At 61.5% G+C, this 17,698-nt stretch carries 21 protein-coding genes and 1 riboswitch; of the genes, 3 read left to right on the top strand and 18 right to left on the bottom strand.

The window, feature by feature from the left end:
- Positions 1–16: 16 nt before the first annotated feature.
- From P9A16_RS23980 to P9A16_RS23965, 4 genes are read right to left on the bottom strand one after another with little or no spacing between them, the layout of a single operon-like run.
- Positions 17–841, bottom strand: coding sequence for a lysine/arginine/ornithine ABC transporter substrate-binding protein (locus P9A16_RS23980; protein ID WP_023511832.1), 825 nt, complete (start codon positions 839–841; stop codon positions 17–19).
- A gap of 27 nt (positions 842–868) precedes the next feature.
- Positions 869–1,651, bottom strand: a complete 783-nt coding sequence (locus tag P9A16_RS23975) for an ABC transporter ATP-binding protein (RefSeq protein ID WP_023515021.1) — start codon at positions 1,649–1,651, stop codon at positions 869–871.
- The gene (locus tag P9A16_RS23970; RefSeq protein WP_023515022.1) at positions 1,648–2,367 is read right to left on the bottom strand and encodes an ABC transporter permease; all 720 of its coding nucleotides are present in this window, start codon (positions 2,365–2,367) and stop codon (positions 1,648–1,650) included. Before P9A16_RS23970 ends, P9A16_RS23975 begins: the two co-directional genes overlap by 4 nt.
- On the bottom strand, positions 2,364–3,059 hold the full coding sequence (locus P9A16_RS23965; protein ID WP_037404843.1) for an ABC transporter permease: 696 nt from the start codon (positions 3,057–3,059) through the stop codon (positions 2,364–2,366). Before P9A16_RS23965 ends, P9A16_RS23970 begins: the two co-directional genes overlap by 4 nt.
- A 153-nt stretch (positions 3,060–3,212) precedes the next feature.
- On the opposite strand from P9A16_RS23965, the gene P9A16_RS23960 reads away from it, so the two are divergent.
- Complete coding sequence (locus P9A16_RS23960; RefSeq protein ID WP_130517459.1) at positions 3,213–4,118, top strand: LysR substrate-binding domain-containing protein; 906 nt, start codon at positions 3,213–3,215, stop codon at positions 4,116–4,118.
- 63 nt (positions 4,119–4,181) lie between these two features.
- Here P9A16_RS23960 and nrdF read toward each other — a convergent pair whose 3' ends face one another.
- From nrdF to nrdH, 4 genes are read right to left on the bottom strand one after another with little or no spacing between them, the layout of a single operon-like run.
- Positions 4,182–5,171 (bottom strand): class 1b ribonucleoside-diphosphate reductase subunit beta, encoded by a 990-nt coding sequence (nrdF, locus tag P9A16_RS23955; protein WP_024269915.1) that lies wholly within the window; start codon positions 5,169–5,171, stop codon positions 4,182–4,184.
- A 14-nt stretch (positions 5,172–5,185) separates the two neighbouring features.
- On the bottom strand, positions 5,186–7,333 hold the full coding sequence (gene nrdE / locus P9A16_RS23950; RefSeq protein ID WP_024269914.1) for a class 1b ribonucleoside-diphosphate reductase subunit alpha: 2,148 nt from the start codon (positions 7,331–7,333) through the stop codon (positions 5,186–5,188).
- Positions 7,330–7,725, bottom strand: coding sequence for a class Ib ribonucleoside-diphosphate reductase assembly flavoprotein NrdI (gene nrdI, locus P9A16_RS23945; protein ID WP_023516431.1), 396 nt, complete (start codon positions 7,723–7,725; stop codon positions 7,330–7,332). The genes nrdE and nrdI overlap by 4 nt, the downstream gene beginning before the upstream one ends.
- 10 nt (positions 7,726–7,735) lie before the next feature.
- The gene (nrdH, locus tag P9A16_RS23940; RefSeq protein ID WP_023516430.1) at positions 7,736–7,957 is read right to left on the bottom strand and encodes a glutaredoxin-like protein NrdH; all 222 of its coding nucleotides are present in this window, start codon (positions 7,955–7,957) and stop codon (positions 7,736–7,738) included.
- A 252-nt stretch (positions 7,958–8,209) separates the two neighbouring features.
- Positions 8,210–8,427, bottom strand: a riboswitch (cobalamin riboswitch).
- A gap of 216 nt (positions 8,428–8,643) precedes the next feature.
- Here nrdH and P9A16_RS23935 point away from each other — a divergent pair.
- Both P9A16_RS23935 and P9A16_RS23930 read left to right on the top strand, forming a co-directional pair.
- The gene (locus P9A16_RS23935) at positions 8,644–8,847 is read left to right on the top strand and encodes a cold-shock protein (protein WP_024269913.1); all 204 of its coding nucleotides are present in this window, start codon (positions 8,644–8,646) and stop codon (positions 8,845–8,847) included.
- Between the two features lie 96 nt (positions 8,848–8,943).
- Positions 8,944–10,155, top strand: a complete 1,212-nt coding sequence (locus tag P9A16_RS23930; RefSeq protein ID WP_037404840.1) for an MFS transporter — start codon at positions 8,944–8,946, stop codon at positions 10,153–10,155.
- 88 nt (positions 10,156–10,243) lie between these two features.
- On the opposite strand, the gene cls is transcribed toward P9A16_RS23930, so the two are convergent.
- The 10 genes from cls to P9A16_RS23880 form a co-directional block, all read right to left on the bottom strand.
- Complete coding sequence (gene cls, locus P9A16_RS23925; protein WP_024269912.1) at positions 10,244–11,665, bottom strand: cardiolipin synthase; 1,422 nt, start codon at positions 11,663–11,665, stop codon at positions 10,244–10,246.
- Entirely contained in the window at positions 11,662–12,045 is a 384-nt protein-coding gene (locus P9A16_RS23920; protein WP_156031757.1) for a hypothetical protein, read from the bottom strand. The genes cls and P9A16_RS23920 overlap by 4 nt, the downstream gene beginning before the upstream one ends.
- An 85-nt stretch (positions 12,046–12,130) precedes the next feature.
- Positions 12,131–12,730 carry a Maf family protein gene (locus P9A16_RS23915; RefSeq protein ID WP_023517243.1) on the bottom strand — a complete coding sequence of 200 codons (600 nt, stop codon included), beginning with the start codon at positions 12,728–12,730 and terminating at the stop codon, positions 12,131–12,133.
- A 59-nt stretch (positions 12,731–12,789) separates the two neighbouring features.
- Complete coding sequence (locus tag P9A16_RS23910) at positions 12,790–13,590, bottom strand: family 1 encapsulin nanocompartment shell protein (RefSeq protein ID WP_023517242.1); 801 nt, start codon at positions 13,588–13,590, stop codon at positions 12,790–12,792.
- Positions 13,583–14,635, bottom strand: coding sequence for a Dyp-type peroxidase (locus tag P9A16_RS23905; protein ID WP_024269911.1), 1,053 nt, complete (start codon positions 14,633–14,635; stop codon positions 13,583–13,585). Before P9A16_RS23905 ends, P9A16_RS23910 begins: the two co-directional genes overlap by 8 nt.
- 65 nt (positions 14,636–14,700) lie before the next feature.
- A complete protein-coding gene (locus tag P9A16_RS23900; RefSeq protein ID WP_024269910.1) occupies positions 14,701–14,955 on the bottom strand; it encodes a DUF2171 domain-containing protein in 255 nt (84 codons plus the stop codon).
- A 26-nt stretch (positions 14,956–14,981) separates the two neighbouring features.
- Positions 14,982–15,113 carry a hypothetical protein gene (locus tag P9A16_RS23895; RefSeq protein ID WP_256363695.1) on the bottom strand — a complete coding sequence of 44 codons (132 nt, stop codon included), beginning with the start codon at positions 15,111–15,113 and terminating at the stop codon, positions 14,982–14,984.
- A gap of 210 nt (positions 15,114–15,323) precedes the next feature.
- Positions 15,324–15,605 carry a chaperone modulator CbpM gene (locus P9A16_RS23890; protein WP_023516772.1) on the bottom strand — a complete coding sequence of 94 codons (282 nt, stop codon included), beginning with the start codon at positions 15,603–15,605 and terminating at the stop codon, positions 15,324–15,326.
- A gap of 2 nt (positions 15,606–15,607) precedes the next feature.
- The gene (locus P9A16_RS23885) at positions 15,608–16,510 is read right to left on the bottom strand and encodes a DnaJ C-terminal domain-containing protein (RefSeq protein ID WP_023516771.1); all 903 of its coding nucleotides are present in this window, start codon (positions 16,508–16,510) and stop codon (positions 15,608–15,610) included.
- 487 nt (positions 16,511–16,997) lie between these two features.
- Positions 16,998–17,696 (bottom strand): SDR family NAD(P)-dependent oxidoreductase, encoded by a 699-nt coding sequence (locus P9A16_RS23880; protein ID WP_023513748.1) that lies wholly within the window; start codon positions 17,694–17,696, stop codon positions 16,998–17,000.
- Between the last annotated feature and the right edge of the window lie 2 nt (positions 17,697–17,698).

The following is a 17,698-nucleotide window of genomic DNA, read 5'->3' as shown; positions in this document are numbered from 1 at the left end:
GAATTGCGCTGCGACGTCAGTCCTGCGGGCTGACGTCGAGCTTGAACCACTTTTCGGACAGGGTCTTGATCGTACCGTCTGCGCGGGCGGCCATGATCGCAGCGTCGAAATCCGCCTTCAGCGCAGTATCTTCCTTGCGCAGGCCAATCCCGATCATGCCGAAGACCTTGCCGGAGAGCAGCGGGCCGGCGAGCTTCGTGCCTGCCATGTCTTCCTTCTCCATCGCCGCAGCGAGCACCGTCGCATTGGCGACCACGGCATCGAGGCGGCTGCTGACGAGGTCGAAATTGTGCTCTTCCGTCGTCTTGTATTCCCGGACATCGGCGCCCTTGAAGTATTGTTCCATGAAGGAGGAGGCGGTCGTTGAGCCTTGCACGCCGACCGTCTTGCCCTCGATCAGCTTGGCGATCTCCTCGAGAACGGGCTTGGCGGCGTCCGAATCCACCGAAAGCGGCTTGCCGGCCATCGGCAGGTTGGCGAGATCACTGTCACCGAGCACGGCGAAGGAGTTGATCGCTGCCGCATAGGGGGTCGAAAACGCGATAACCTCCTCGCGCTTCGGCGTGACGCTCATGCCGGCCATGATCGCATCGTACTTGCCGGCGGTCAGCGAAGGGATGATCCCGTCCCAGTTCTGGGCGACGATCTCGCATTCACGGCTCATCCGCTTGCACAGGTCATTGGCCAGGTCGATCTCGAAACCTTCCAGCGTGCCATTCGGGCCGGAGAAGTTCCAGGGCGCGTAGGCCCCCTCGGTCGCAATGCGGATCTTGTCCGCCGCATGGACGGGCTGCAGCGACACGGCGAAGGCCACCGCCGAGAGAAGAAGGGTCAGTTTCATGGGTTCACCTCTTGTTGTTCTCCGGTCTCAATGGGCGTGCGTCGAAATGAACTGCCGGAAACGTTCACTGCGAGGATGGGTGAAGACGTCCGCAGGCGTGCCGTCCTCCTCGATGTAACCCTTGTGAAGGAAGACGACCCGGCTGGAGACGTCGCGGGCAAAGCCCATCTCATGGGTGACGACGAGCATCGTGCGGCCCTCTGCGGCCAGGTCCCGCATGACCTTGAGGACCTCTGCGACCAGTTCGGGATCGAGCGCGGAGGTCGGCTCGTCGAACAGCATGATTTTCGGGTGCATCGCGAGTGCCCGGCCGATGGCCGCCCGCTGCTGCTGGCCACCGGAAAGATGGGCCGGATAGGCATGGCGCTTGTCCGCGATGCCGACGCGCTCCAGAAGCGCCTCTGCCTCGGCGATGCATGCCTTGCGATCCCGCCCCTGGACGTGGACGGGAGCTTCGATCAGGTTTTCAAGGATTGTCAGGTGGGACCAGAGATTGAAGGACTGGAACACCATCGTCGCCTGGGAGCGGAGCCTTTGAAGCTGGCGCCGGTCGATTACGCGTGCCGACTGGTTGGAGCGCTGATCCAGTCTGTAGGCCTCGCCAAAGATCGAGACCGTGCCGGCATTCGGCACTTCCAGCATGTTGACGCAGCGCAGCAGCGTCGATTTTCCGGAACCGGACGCGCCGAGGATGGAAACGACCTCCCCGGGCTGCGCGGTGAGGGAAATGTCATGCAGGACCTTGAGCGGGCCGTAACACTTCTCCAGGCGTGCGATTTCCACGGCCGGGATGCGGGTCTGATCTGTCATGCCTGTTCTCCGGTCGCGACGACAAAGGGACGCTGGTCACGGGAAAGCCGGTGCTCGACAAACCGGAGCAACCGCGTGATGGAAAAGTTCAGAAGAAGGTAGATCGCGCCGGCGCAGACGAAGATCTCGACGGGCCGGTAGCTGGCCGAGATCAGCTTGGCGGCGATGCCGGTGACTTCCATCATCGTGATGGTCGAGGCGAGCGCCGTCGACTTCACGACGAGGATCAGTTCGTTCGAATAGGCTGGCAGCATCAGGCGAAGAGCCTGCGGCGCGATGATCCGGCGCAAAAGCGTGAGCCGGCCCATGCCATAGGCCTTCGCGGCCTCGATCTGCCCGAGCGGCACGGCGATGACGCCCCCGCGAATGATCTCGGCGCTATAGGCGGCCGTATTCAGACAGAGTGCCAGCGCGGCACACCAGTAGGGTTCGCGCAGGAATGGCCAGGCGACACTCTTGCGCAGCTCCGGAAACTGGCTAAGCCCGTAATAGATGATGTAGAGCTGGACGAGGAGTGGCGTGCCGCGGAAGACGAAGATATAGCCCCGCGCGAGACCATCGAGCACCCGGTTGCCGGAGAGGCGGAAGCCCGCCAGAAGCATGGCAAGAAGCGCGCCCGAGGCGACCGAGAGCGCGGTCAGTTGCAGCGTGAGCGGAATGCCGCGGCACAGGGCAAGGAAACTCTCGACGAGGAAGGGAATGTCAAGGAGGTTCATGATGCCCTCCGGATGCCGCGCATCGCACGGGCTTCGGCGCGCCGGAAGACAGCACCGGAAACAAGGCTGATCAGCAGGTAGAGCACGCCGGCCGTCAGGAAGAAGGTGAACGGCTTGCGGGTCGAGCCGGCGCCGATCTGCGCCTGACGCATGAGCTCGACCAGACCGACGACGGAAATAAGGGCCGATTCCTTCAAAACCAGCTGCCAGACATTGCCAAGTCCGGGGATCGCAAACCGGGCTGCCTGCGGCAGGATGATGCGCTGGAATCGGAGGAATGCACCCATCCCATAGGCCTTGGCCGCCTCGATCTCGCCGCGCGACAGCGCGAGCACCGCACCGCGAAAGACTTCCGCCTGATAGGCGCCGGACACGACGCCGATCGCCATAGCCCCCGTCAGGAACACCGGCGCGCTTACGAAGCCTTCCGCACCGAACAGGTGGCCAAGCTGCGTTATGACGGCGCTGCCGCCGAAATAGAACAGATAGATGACGAGAAGATCGGGCACGCCGCGCAGCACGGTCGTATACCCGTCGGCAAGATAACGTAGCGAGGAAACCGGCGAGAGCGACGCGGCCGCCGAGAGCATGCCGAAAAGCGCTCCCAGCCCAAAACCGCAAAGGGCCACGGCAAGCGTGATAGCGGTGGCGCGAAGCATATCGAAGCCCCAGCCACCATCGGCAAATCCCATCAAATCGAAGTAAGCGCCCACGCGTCCACCTGGTCCGTTCCCTTGCGCCGATAGCGTGTCGGCGCGTTATGGGCTTGACTTTGGCAGGTGACGCTCCATACCGTCAAATTCGAAATTACGGGTAGAGAATAACCAAATATTATGGAGAAGCTCATGAACCTGCGGCAGGTCGAAGCGTTTCGCCTGGTCATGCTCACCGGCAAGATGACCGCGGCGGCAGAGCTCATGGCGATTACCCAGCCCGCGGTGAGCCGGCTGATCCGCGACTTCGAGCTCGACCTGAAGCTGCGGCTGTTCGAGCGGCGCGGCAACCAACTCGTCCCGACGCCCGAGGCCACCACGCTTCTGAGGGAGGTGGAGCGTGCCTATGTCGGGCTCAACCGCATCAAGGCCTTCGCCGAGGAGATCGGCCGCCAGAATGCCGGCATGCTGCGCATCGCCGTGATGCCCGCGCTCGCCAATGGCATCATGCCGCGCTACCTCGCACGCTTCCTGCGCGAGCGCCCGAACATCCATGTCTCCCTGAGCGGCATCCCCTCGACCATGGTCATCGAAGCCGTCGCTTCCGGCCAGGCCGATATCGGCTTCGCCGACGGCCCGCTCGACCGCCCCGGTTTCCTGACGGAATCCCGCCCCGTCGCGGCCGTGGTCGCCATGCCGCAGGGCCACAGACTGACCGCCCGATCCCGGATAGGGCCGGCAGACCTCGAAGGCGAGCACATGATCACGCTGGAACCGGGGACGTTGTTTGCCATGCGCGTGGAGGTCGCACTGGCGGGCATTCCGAGGGCTTCAACGATCGAGACACGCCTCTCCCACACCGCGCTGACGCTGGTGTCGGAAGGCGTCGGCATCACCATCATCGACCCCTCCTCCGCCACGGACTATCGAGGCAGAGGCGTCGTGGTCCGCCCCTTCACCGACTTCATCGATGCCGGCTTCCTGGCGATCCGCCGCAGCGACGCAACAGACAACCAGCTTGCGGAGCGCTTTATCGCAGGATTCTGGGAATACCACGGAGCCCTGCTCGAGCAACTGAACGTCGAACCGGGGAGATAGCCTGAGAGGTCTGGGTATCGGGGCCTTGAGCGGCTTGGCGGGAAAACCCTGCCGGATCCTCCTTTAGAAATCCCAGTCCTCATCTTCGGTGGCGACCGCCTTGCCGATGACGTAGGACGATCCGGAGCCGGAAAAGAAGTCGTGGTTCTCATCGGCATTCGGTGACAGCGCTGAGAGAATGGCCGGGTTCACCTTGCAGGCTTCCGGCGGGAAAAGTGCCTCGTATCCGAGGTTCATCAGGGCCTTGTTGGCGTTGTAGTGCAGGAACTTCTTCACATCCTCGGTAAGGCCGACGTCGTCATAGAGATCCTCGGTATATCGCGCCTCATTGTCATAAAGTTCCAGGAGAAGATCAAAGGCGAAATCCTTGATCTCCTGCTGCTTTTCCATGCTCAGGCGCTCCAGTCCGCGCTGGAATTTGTAGCCGATGTAGTAACCGTGTACGGCCTCGTCACGGATGATGAGGCGGATCATGTCCGCCGTGTTGGTGAGCTTGGCGCGGCTCGACCAGTACATCGGAAGATAGAAGCCGGAATAGAACAGGAAACTTTCGAGCAAGACACTGGCGACCTTCTTCTTCAAGGGGTCGCTCGTCGTATATTGTTCCATGATCAATGCGGATTTGCGTTGCAGGAACTCGTTTTCCTCCGACCAGCGATAGGCGTCATCGACGTCGGGCGTCAGGCAGAGCGTGGAGAAGATGGAGGAATAGGAGCGTGCATGCACAGCCTCCATGAAGGAAATGTTGGAAAGCACCGCCTCCTCATGCGGCGTGGCAGCATCCTCCATGAGCTTTACCGAACCGACACCGTTCTGGATTGTGTCGAGCAGCGTCAGACCGGTAAAGACGCGGATGGTGAGTTTCTGCTCTTGCGGCTTCAGCGTCGCCCAGGAGGGAATGTCGTTGGAGAGCGGCACCTTTTCCGGCAGCCAGAAATTACCGGTCAGGCGGTTCCAGACCTCGAGGTCCTTGTCATCCTCGATGCGGTTCCAGTTGATCGCGCGGATGGCGGCGGCGGCCTTCGGCGCCTTGGTCTTCACTTGGATGTTCATTTGCGTCCCCGATCTCACAGCGCGCAGGAAACGCAGCCCTGCACTTCCGTGCCGGACAGCGCCATCTGGCGAAGGCGGATGTAGTAGATGGTCTTGATGCCTTTCTTCCAGGCGTAGATCTGCGCCCGGTTGATATCGCGGGTCGTCGCCGTGTCGCGGAAGAACAGCGTCAGCGACAGGCCCTGGTCGACATGCTGGGTCGCCGCCGCATAGGTGTCGATGATCTTCTCCGGGCCGATCTCGTAGGCGTCCTGGTAATAGTCGAGATTGTCGTTGGTCATGAAGGCGGCCGGGTAATAGACGCGGCCGATCTTGCCTTCCTTGCGGATCTCGATCTTCGAGACGATCGGGTGGATCGAGGACGTCGAGTGATTGATATAGGAGATCGAGCCCGTCGGCGGCACGGCCTGGAGGTTCTGGTTGTAGAGCCCGCCCTTCATGACGGCCTCCTTCAGCTCTCGCCAGTCTTGCTGCGAGGGGACATGGATCCCGGCCTCTTCGAAGAGACCCTTCACCTTCTCCGTCGCCGGCAGCCACACCTGCTCGATGTATTTGTCGAAATAGTCGCCCGAGGCGTATCTCGAGCTCTCGAAACCCTTGAAGCTGACGCTGTTTTCCACCGCGAGCCGATTTGAGGCGCGGATGGCATGGTAGGTCACCGTGTAGAAATAGAGATTGGTGAAATCGATACCTTCCTCGGATCCGTAGAAGATGCGTTCGCGGGCGAGGTAGCCATGCAGGTTCATCTGGCCGAGGCCGATGGCGTGGCTATCGTCGTTGCCCTTCTCGACCGAGGGGACCGAGGAGATGTGGCTCATCTCGGAGACGGCGGTCAGCGCACGGATCGAGGTTTCGATCGTTCGTCCGAAATCCGGCGAGCCCATCGCAGCAGCAATGTTGAGCGAGCCGAGATTGCACGAAATGTCCTTGCCCATCCTGGCATAGGAAAGGTCGTCGTTAAATTCGCTCGCCTCACTTACCTGCAGGATCTCCGAGCAAAGATTGCTCATGGTGATGCGGCCGGCGATGGGGTTCACGCGGTTCACCGTGTCCTCGAACATGATGTAGGGATAGCCGCTCTCGAACTGGATCTCGGCCAGGGTCTGGAAAAAGTCGCGGGCCTTGATCTTCTTCTTGCGGATGCGGCCGTCCTCGACCATCTCGCGGTACTTCTCCGTCACCGAAATCTCGGTGAAGGCCACGCCGTAAACGCGTTCGATGTCATGCGGCGAGAACAGATACATGTCATCGTTGTTGCGAGCGAGCTCGAAGGTGATGTCGGGGATAACGACGCCGAGCGACAGGGTCTTGATGCGGATCTTCTCATCGGCATTCTCGCGCTTGGTGTCGAGGAAACGCAGGATGTCGGGATGATGGGCATGGAGATAGACCGCCCCCGCCCCCTGCCGCGCACCGAGCTGGTTGGCATAGGAGAAACTGTCCTCCAGCAGCTTCATGACAGGGATGACGCCCGACGACTGGTTCTCGATCTGCTTGATCGGCGCGCCCATCTCGCGAAGGTTGGTGAGGGAGAGCGCGACACCGCCGCCCCGCTTGGAAAGCTGGAGCGCCGAATTGATCGAGCGGCCAATGCTCTCCATGTTGTCCTCGATGCGCAACAGGAAGCACGAGACGAGCTCGCCGCGCTGTTTCTTGCCGGCATTGAGGAAGGTCGGCGTTGCCGGCTGGAAACGGCCGGAAATGATCTCATCGACGAGATCGCGAGCAAGCTGCTCGCTGCCGCGCGCCAGCGTCATCGCCACCATGCAGACGCGGTCCTCGTAGCGCTCAAGGTAGCGCTTTCCGTCGAAGGTCTTCAGCGTATAGGACGTGTAGTACTTGAACGCGCCGAGGAAGGTCGGGAATCTGAACTTCTTGTCATAGGCGTGGTCGAAGAGATCGCGTACGAAGTTGAAGGAATACTGGTCGAGCACCTCCTGCTCGTAGTACCCTTCGGTCACCAGATAATCGAGCTTTTCCCTGAGATTGTGGAAGAAGACCGTGTTCTGGTTGACGTGCTGGAGGAAGTATTGCTTTGCCGCCTGCCGGTCCTTGTCGAGCTGGATTTTTCCATCCTCATCGTAAAGGTTCAGCATCGCGTTCAGCGCATGATAGTCCAGCGCGGTGATTTCCGGCGTCTTCGCCGGTTTCTCGAGCGTCATCGTGTCCAAAATCGTTCCAGTCCCTGTCTGACGTTGTCGACGTCCTCATCCATGCCGAGAAGCTCGAAGCGGTAGAGATACGGCACACCGCACTTGGCGGAGATGACGTCGCCGGCGAGCCCGAAGGTCGCCCCGAAATTGCTGTTGCCCGCGGCAATCACGCCGCGAAGGTTCGCGCGGTTTTCCGCATCATTGAGGAAGCGGATCACCTGCTTGGGAACGGCGCCTTTGCCATCCTGGCCGCAATAGGTCGGCACGACGAGGACGAAGGGCGCGCGCGCCCTCAGCGCCTCGTCGGCGCGAAGGGGAATGCGGAAGGCCGGAAGGCCGAGCTTTTGCACGAAGCAATGGGTGTTTTCCGACCGGGAGGAGAAATAGACGAGCTCACCCATCGCCCCGCCCTCAGGCCAGTGCGCTGATCATATCAGGGCGGAAACCGGCCCAATGCTGCTCACCGGCAACGACGACGGGAACCTGACGGTAGCCGAGGCCCTGCACGAGCGCGAAGGCATCTGCATTCTCGGAGATATCGATGACACTGTAGTCGATGCCGTGGCGGTCGAGCGCGCGGGTGGTCGCTGAGCATTGAACGCAGGCGGGCTTGGAGTAAACGGTGATCGGCATGGTTTCCTCATATTCTGGCGATTGGGCATGGAGGGGCGTTCGGTCATCCGCCGATGACCGTTCGTGAACTGAAAATAGATAGACGGCGGCCCTCAAGGACGGCCGGACGCGGGGCGCCGCTTACTCGCGCGGAGGCACTGGAAACAAATTCGACATGACTTCACCCCGAAGCTATTCATACGGAGCATCTGGGGAGACGGCGGGGCGGCATCATTCCACAACCCATCGCTCGCCTGCCGGACACCCCGCCCGTGGACGTTCATGAACGAGGCAGGTCTCCTGGCTTGCGGGTCGCGGCATCCGTCCGCCTTCCCAAGGCATTTGCGCCTCAGTGGCTTTGTCGAACGTATGCTCGCCGCTTACAGTTGCGGGGGCAGCTCCGGATTGACGCAGCCATCATGGCCACACCGGATTCCCGTCTTAGCCTCCGACTCTCTCGAATCGGAGGAACCTCGAACACTAGATATGGTATAGGACGCAATTCCGCCGTCAACAGTTAGCTCGATCGCTCGGTTGCGAAACGCAAGTTATCCCCATGACGGATGGCGAAAGCCCTTCGTCGCGAGCACTTTTCCAGGCCTAGATTTCCACAGACACCATTCCAGCGTGAATAAGCGGTTGCCGGACCAGCGTACGACGAATAAGCTCATGCTGCGGCAAGGTGCCGCTCGATCACTGAGGATACCATGGCTACCGGAACGGTTAAGTTTTTCAATCAGGACAAGGGCTTCGGCTTCATCACCCCCGACAATGGCGGAGCAGACGTGTTTGTTCACATATCCGCGGTACAGTCCGGCGGCCCGCTGCGGGATGGCGCAAAGGTCAGCTACGACATCGGCCAGGATCGCAAGACCGGCAAATCGAAGGCTGAAAACGTTCAAACGCTCTAAGAGCGCGCGCTATTCGATGACGACCTCGGATGCGTATGGTTCATGGACGTCGCCACGGCGTTCGACCACCGCATCCGAACGGTCTCGAATGCAGATATGACCGTCGCCATCCGCACGCCCACGACGCAGCCGAGGACGCACCTCGCAGTTCTTGTGGTTTTGGGGCTTACCCATCTCCTCAACGATCTGATGCAGTCGCTGATTCCGGCTGCCTACCCAATCCTGAAGGATGCGTACGCGCTCGATTTCGTGCAGATCGGCCTGATCACCATGACCTTCCAGATTGCCGGATCGCTGCTGCAGCCGGTCATCGGCATGGTGACCGACAAGCACCCCGCACCCTATTCGCCTGTCGTGGGCATGATGTTCACCCTTTCCGGGCTCTTGAGTCTCGCATTCGCCCACAGCTATGCGATAATTCTTGTCTCGGTGGCGCTGATCGGCATCGGATCATCCATATTCCACCCTGAGGCGACCCGTATGGCGCGCTATGCGGCCGGCGGCCGGCAGGGGTTGGCCCAGGGTCTCTTCCAGGTTGGCGGTCAGGCCGGAGGCGCGCTCGGCCCGGTCTTTGCAGCATTGATCATCGTGCCGTTGGGGCAGCCGAGCCTCGCCTGGTTCGCCGCCCTTGCCTTGCTCGCCATGACGCTTCTGGCCTGGATCGGCAGCAAACAGCGCCAGATCAGTGCCGAGTTCGCGGCAATGCGGATAGGTGTAAAGAAGGCGGGCGGAGCGGCACGCCATGCGCCCGCGACGATCGCCATCGGCCTCGTCGTCCTCACGGCACTCATGTTCACCAAGAACGCCTACGGCGAAAGCTTCAAGTCGTTCTACATCTTCTATCTCATGGAGAGGTTCGGCCTTTCCATCCCGGCGGCGCAGATGATGCTGTTCATCTTCCTGCTCGCCTCGGCCGTCGGCGCGCTTGTCGGTGGTATCGTCGGCGACCGCATCGGGCGCTACCGCATCATCTGGATCTCTGTCCTCGGGCCACTTCCTCTGACACTGATGCTGCCTTATGCCGATCTGTTCTGGACGGGCGTGCTGACGGTGATGATCAACCTGATCATGGCCAGTGCCTTCGCATCGATCCTGATCTATGCAATCGAGCTGCTGCCACATCGCATCGGGTTGATCGGAGGACTGTTTTACGGCCTGAACTTCGGACTTGGCGGTATCGCCGCTGCCCTCCTCGGGATTCTCGCCGACCGCTATGGCGTCGAAACGGTCTATGCCATCTGCTCGTTCCTGCCGCTCGCAGGGCTCCTCGCCTGGTTCCTGCCGAAGATCGAGGAAGGCGGGGCCTAGCGACCTGAAGCGCTTGTCACAACCGCTCCGGAAACCGGAGGACGGCAATACCGCCGAAAGGGCGACGAGGCACACATCTCAACCGAGGCTATAAAACGGGTCCGACGATGGCGAGGCCGTTGTTCCTCAGGCGCTTCCAGACAGACCAGCGTCCCACCTCCTCCGGCAGGATCTGCCGGCATCGCTCGAGATAGGCCTCCTGTCGGGCACGCAAGGTTGTTGTCAGGTCGACATCTTCGAGAAGGATGTTGTTCTCGTAGTTGAGATCGAAGCTGCGCCGGTCCATATTCGCCGAGCCGATCAGCGAGATGGCGCCATCCATGGTCAGGGTCTTGGCATGGAGCAGCCCGGCCTCGTATTCGAAAATCTTCACGCCTGCTTGGAGAAGGTCGAGATAATAGCTGCGGCTTGCCGCCGCAACGGCGAAGTCATCATTGCGCGCGGGAAAGATGATGGTCGTCTCGACACCCCGGTTGGCGCAGGCGCAAAGTGCGGCCTGCATGGCAGCATCCGGTACGTAGTAGGGTGTCGTTACGAAGAGCGAACGCTTTGCGGCATAGATCAAGGTCTCGAACATTTCCGGCATGGCGGAATTTCGGAATGTGGGGCCGGTGGCGACCACCTGGGCGGTAAAACCAGGTTTCGTATCCACCATCTGCTGGCGTAGGAGGTGCCCGATATCGCCGCCGCCATTGCCCATCCAGTCGCTGGCGAAAAGATGCTGGTTCTGCCGTACCACCGGCCCTTCGAAGCGCATCAGCACATCGACCCAGGGCGCGAATCTTGCTTTAGGCAGGAATTCGGGATCAGCGCAGTTCTGACTGCCGCAATAGGTGATGCGGTTGTCGATGACGGCGATCTTGCGGTGGTTGCGCAAGTCGATGCGGCCAGTGAGGGCGCGCAAAAGCGGATTGCCGATCACCAACGCCCGGCGGACCTCTACACCCGCTCTCGCCATATCACGCCAGAGCGGGCCACGCACGAGCGCACGTGAGCCAAGATCATCGACGAGAACGCGACAGGCGACCCCGCGACGCGCCGCCCTTTGCACAGCCTCAGCGACCGCCGTGCCGTTACGGTCGGCGAGCCAGATGTAGAAGAGAAGGTGGACATGGTCGATCGCCGCATCGATATCCGCGACCAACGCTCTGATGGCGGCATCCGAGTCCTCCATCAGCCGGGCGCTGTTGCCTCCGGTTAGCGCATAGCCGCTGATCGAGCGCCCGACGGCAAAGAGCGCGGCGTGCTGGCTCGGCACCTGTGACGCCGACGGCCAGCACGGCGCCGTCTCCGGAGGCGGCAGCGCGCGGAAGGCGGCCTTCAGTCGCTCCATCCGCCTGCGACCGACATTCGTCTGCCCGACGAGAAGATAGACCAGCGCGCCGACATACGGGAGCAGCAGCACAAGGATGAGCCAGGCAGCACGCGATTCCGGTTGCCGATGCGGTCGCAAGAGGATGTGAACGGCCGCCGCCGCCACAACCACGATGTGCAAGACCATGAACGTCATGCGGCGGAACCATAAAGGAGATCAAGCGCGGCGAGCACGATCAGAAGATAGGTCCCGTTGCCGTCGACATCCTCCTCCTCGGAAAGATCGAACCGCGCCCAGAGGTCGTCACGGTTCCCGGCTTTGTATTCGCTGATCACCGTTTCAGCGATGGCACGAATTTTCGGAAACTGCGCCGGATCGAAATGCAGGCCCTCTTCATCGACGAACAGGCCCTGCTCCTGCAGAAAACCTGCCATCGGCATCGATGTTTCACTGAGATAAAAGAGAAGATCGTTCGCATTCAACGGCTGGTCTTGCGATTGGGGAACGAGCCCAACCTGTTCGACGAGCCTGCGCGCCGAGGATTGCATGTCGCGACTGAGGCGTTCGGATGTCACAACTGTCATTGAGATTCTCTCTCGCAAACGGCGCGGCAAGGGATTGGTGCCAGGGACTGGCCGCTCCGAATCGCACCGGGCTGCTTCAAAAATCGACGGCGCCGATCCGACGCAGTTCGGCAAGCAAGGGCAGCATCGGAACCCCGGCTGCGGTGAGGAAGTCGCCCTCGATCCTATCGACGAGCTGGATCCCCTCTCCGTCGACCCGGCAGAGATTGGCGCTTTGCAGCCCATCCGCGCCGACTTGCGCCATGTAACGGCCGATAAAGCCGGGATCGAGCTTCAACAGTGTGATGCTCGCGACACCAGCATGGCGCCACAGCACATGGCCATCCCGAGCCAACACGACGGCCACATGGATCTGGTGCGTCTTGCCGGAAAGCAGAAGAAGGCGGCGTCGTGCTTCCTCCATGTTCGCAGGCACATGCAAGATCTCGTCATCCAGCGAGAAGACTTGTTCGCAACCGAGGAAGAGGAGGCCTGGTTGCCGTCCGCTTGCCTCCGTCGCCTTGGCCTCCGCCAGAACGAGGGCGACATCTTCGGCTGATGCGCCTGTTTCTTCCAGTGGCGCCTCCAGTGCACGATCATCGAGATCGGCTGCCATGACATCAACGGTGATCCCCGCATTGCCGAGCAACCGTCTGGCGAAAGTGTTTTCCGATGCCAGGAAAAAGGGCTTGTTCATTTCCAGGTCTCCCGTTTGTTGTCGTATTCCTGCCCGCCAGCGGGACGCTTATCGTTGCGTTACTCCGGCGAGAGCACCACGGCGGCCTCTGTTGTCAGCGTGCGGAAGGTAAAGCTCTCCTGGACGTAGAGATCGACGGTGATGGCGGAGTGGTTGAGATAGCCGATCGAGAAGTCCTGCCCGACGGTCAATTCGAAATCGCCGCCGCGCAGCGACAGGACAAGCCCACCTTCGATGGCCGGTGCCCAGATGACCCCTCCGTCGGCGATCCGCTCGATATGGTGGAAGACCGGGTAGCCATCGTCGCTGCCACCGCTTGCGGCCATATAGGCATCACCACCGAGAACGAGCGCGTAAGGGCCTTCCACACCGGCAAGGCGAAGCTGGCCGACCGCCCGCGCCACCGCATCGGAATAGCGCTTCACGTTCGTGGGAAGTGGCTCGGCGGGATTGCTTGCGGCGGCGCGAATCCCCTCGATATCGGCGGCAGCGTAGCCGTCGAACACGGCCCGGTCCTCGGCATGGGCGATTTTGCGCATGGCTTCCTTGACGGGCGACCAGTCGCTGTCAAGCGCGCCGCGCTCCACATCGTCGATGGCGCTGCGCGAGAGCTGAAAGGGGACACGAAGCTCGACCAGCGCCTTGACCTCGCGCTTCACCGACTGCACGCCTTCGGCCGGTGGCGTGACCGGCTCGACATGACCCGTGCCGACCGCCGAGAGGCCAAGCCCGGAAGGACCAACCATGTCGACAACCCGGCGGGCGGCGAGATGGCGCTTCAGCGTGCGTGTCGCCTCTTCCTTGATTGCGGCCCAGGCGGCCTCGGAAACCGGCGCAAGTTCACGATGCAGGTTATTCATGGGAAGCCCCTTTCCTGAGAGAGCCTATGCCGAGCGATCCATCGCGGCGGGACGGTAATTGATCCGCTTCCAGCTGTACCTCAGCAGCAGGCACGGGTGCGGCATCTGGTGTCACCGCATCGAGGAACGAAGCGGAGGGAATGAAGAATAGCGTGCCCGTGACGGCACGGCTGAAATCGAGCAGCCTGTCGTAGTTGCCGGGTGGACGGCCGATGAACATGTTCTCCAGCATCATCTCGACCCGGCGCGGCGAGCGCGCATACCCGATGAAGTAGGTGCCGAACTCGCCCTTGCCGACATCACCGAAGGGCATGTTGTCGCGCAGGATTTCCAAGGGCTCGCCGTTCTCCTCGATCGACGTGAGAACATTGTGGGCATAGCTCGGCTTGGCGTCATCATCGAGCTCGATATCGGAGAGCTTCTCGCGGCCGATGATCCTTTCCTGATCGGCCACCGGCACGCGGTTCCACGCGGCGAGATCATGCAGATACTTCTGCACGATCACATAGCTTCCACCGGCAAAATCCGGGTCTTCCGCACCAATGATGGTGGCGGCGACGGCAGCCGCGTCAACAGGATTTTCCGTGCCGTCAACGAAACCTATAAGGTCGCGGTCGTCGAAATAGCTGAAGCCGTGAACCTCGTCCTCCGGGACGACGAAGCCCTTCAGCCGGTTCATCACTTGGGTTGCCAGTTCAAAACAGAGATCCATGCGTGTGGCGCGGATATGAAAGAGCAGGTCGCCGGGCGTGGCTACGGCATGATGCCGTCCACGGATTTCACGAAAGGGATGCAGATCTTTCGGACGAGGTGCACCGAACAGCCGGTCCCAGGCATCCGAGCCGATGCCGAGCACACAGGAAAGCCCGCCTTCAAGGTCACGAAAGCCAACGGCGCGCAGAAGGCCCGAGAGATCGGCGCAGAGCTTGCGCACGGCGCTTTCGGCCTCACGGCCCGGTTCGAGGGTCACGACAAGAAAGATTGCCGCCTTTGTCAGGCGCGTGGCGACCGGTTGCGGGACGACGGAGGAAAGGACTGCATCCATGCGGAATCCATTCGGCAAGGGCTGAAGACGGGCGTGACCGGAGAAAAAGGCCGCCCCTGAACTGGTCAGAGATCGACTGGGCGGCCGGATTTCTCTTCTTCCAATGTCACCGCGATATCGGCATTGGCCGCCAGCCGCACCTTGTCGCCCTCGACACCTGCCACGAAACCCATCTCGATAAAGTGGTGGTGGCCCTCGTGGCGACCAAAGCTATCGCTCTTCTTGAGCTTGATACGGTTGCCTTCCACACGGTCGACAGTCCCGACATGCACGCCGTCCGCGCCGATCACTTCCATGTCTTCCTTGACCTTGTCGCTCATGTCCTTCTCCTTTGCTTTGACGCCAATCAGACCACGACGAACTCATCCTGAAGGTAAGGCCGCTCCCGATAGCAAAGATACGCACGGTAGAGCGTGCCACCGAGAAGCATCAATTCTGCCAGTGGATCTGGTACATAGCGCTGGATCGCCTGTTTCAAAGGGGCACCCCTGACGGAATCCCATCCCTCTCCACCAGCCCGTCGCAGCTGGCGCCCAGGCCCGATCGCGCGCTCCTCCAGCACTTCGGGGCAAGGCATGCAAACTGGATATCGGCGACACCATTCCGGCCGAAAATGCGTCCGCGCCATCCTTGCCGGCGATGAAGATTGCCGCCTGCGCCGACATGGCCAGACCTGCGCGCTTCACCGTCAGACGTCCGGCTTGCCCATTTCGCGCCGCAGCTCATCGAGGGCCCGGCGCATGCCGTGCAGCTGGTCCATGAGATGCAGGATCACGTCGATGCCCGCATCGTTCGCACCGATGCCCGACTGTAGTTCGCCGATCAGCCGTGCGCGAGCGACATCGATTTCCCGGAAGCACGGGCCTGATGGTGTCTTCTCCGGCACCAGCCACTCCTGTTCGATCCAAAGTTCCAGAACCGTCACCTGGAGGCCGGAGGTTTTCAGGAATTCCTCTCTGGTCATGACCATGGTCAGCCCTCCTCACGCGGATTGAACGACTTGCCCTTTTCCCAGCTGGCAATGAAGGCTTCGAGCTCGGGATCAGGCGGGTTCGGCAGGACAACCTTCAGCTTGACGAACTGGTCGCCGAAGCCGCCGCCGCGTTTCGGTGCACCCTTGCCCTTCAGCCGGAGCCGCGAGCCGGTATTGGATCCTTTCGGCACGGCCATGACGACGGCGCCGGTGGCGGTCGGAACGCGTACGCGCCCACCAAGCACCGCTTCGCTCAGCGAGATGGGCAGTTCGATCGTGATATCGTCGCCATCGCGGGTAAAGCGGGGATCGGACAGGACCTCAACCTCGATCAAGGCATCGCCCGGACCGCCCGTGCCGAAACCCGGCGCACCCTTGCCCTTGAGCCGGATCGTCTGGCCGCTGACGAGGCCTGGCGGGATCTTCACGTCAAGCGTACTGCCGTCCGGCAGGGTGATGCGCCGGGTGGCGCCGGCGATGGAATCGGCGAACCCGATCTCAAGATGGTAGTGCCTGTCCTCGCCGGGGCGGTTCGCCCGAGCCTTCTGGCCTCGGCGAAGAAGATCGGCAAAGATGTCGTCGCCGTCCATAAAGTCGGCATAGCCGGAAGCATCCGCGTAGGGATGCTCAGCCTGGGCGCCGGCGTAATCACGGTAGTAGCTCTGGCGCGGAGGTCGTTCGGCGCCGGTGGCGTCGATCTCGCCGGCATCGAAGCGCTTGCGCTTGTCGATGTCGCCGAGGAGATCGTAGGCGCCGGCGACCTCCTTGAACTTTTCCTCCGCCGCCTTGTCACCCGGATTAAGGTCCGGGTGCAGCTTCTTGGCAAGCTTGCGGTAGGAACTCTGTATCTCGGCCGCTGTCGCAGTGGACGACACGCCGAGAACCTCATACGGATTTTTCACGACTGGCTCCGGACATCATTGAACGACACTACCTATATTAGGCCTGTGTTGGATTCCGGCAACGCGGCAACGTAACCATGCTGCCGGAATTCTTAGAGCGCTCCGGCTTGCCGTCGTCACCGGGATTTTTACGAACGCGGCGCCTACCGTGCCACCCTTGCTTCCCGCAGAGGCAGCCGCACTTGGCAATTGCAGTGTATTGTCATCCGCCGTGGTGCTTCGAACGGCGATTGGGATCTCGGCTGAGCCGTTCTTCGGGTATCCATGATTTCAATATTCGCTGGCGCAGGGTTCAAGCCGAAAAAGCCTGTGGGTCCACCGCTCCTTGCAGTCTTTTCTTCCAGGAGCCTCCGCTACAAACCGTTGCGGATCCCGTAGGCGACCCCGCCCGCCACCCACGGCAAAGGCAAATCACCTGGCAAGATCTCCAGCGAAGAACCCAACTCTCAGGTCGTACAAACGCGCAGGATCCGCCCCTCGGAACTTGCTACCAAGCCACGATCTTGTTGTTGAAATCGACAAAATGCACCCCGCCCGTGCCTGCGCGAGCGACCAGGGTCTCGACGATACCAGCCGCACTGGTTTCGATGTCCAAAGGCGCAGCGTCGCCACCCATATCGGTGCGCACCCAGCCGGGCGAAACGGCAAGATAGGTCCGGCCATCGGTGTGGCGGGCGGCAAAGCTTTTCATCAACTGATTGAGAGCCGCCTTGCTGGCGCGGTAGATCTCCCAGGCGCCGCCGGCATTGCCGCTGACGCTGCCCATGCTGGACGACATGGCGGCCACCACGCCTGCCGGTTTCACCTGATCGTGCAGTGCAGCGATGACGCGTAGCGGCGCGAGTGCATTGGTGAGCATCACGTCGATGAAGTCCTCGACGGGCGCATCCTCGACGGCTGCAGCCGGATCCCGGGCAATACCGGCATTCATGAAAAGCACATCCAGCACTCGCCCGTCGAGTTCGCGTCGCACCCGCGCGATATCGTCGGCGACCATGATATCGAGCATCAGGATCGACAACCGATCCCCGGCCGCCAAAGCATCGAGCGCCAAGCGGCCGCGAGCGTCGCGCACGGTCGCAACGACGTCCCAGCCCTTGGCAAGAAAGGCTTTCGCCAGGCCCAACCCAAGGCCGCGCGAGGCTCCGACGATCAATGCGACCTTGCGATCCACTACTTCCGACATCT

The sequence above is a fragment of the Shinella sp. 838 genome (assembly GCF_029623935.1).
Classification (GTDB): Bacteria; Pseudomonadota; Alphaproteobacteria; order Rhizobiales; family Rhizobiaceae; genus Shinella.
This window is presented reverse-complemented; position numbering and strand designations above follow the sequence as displayed.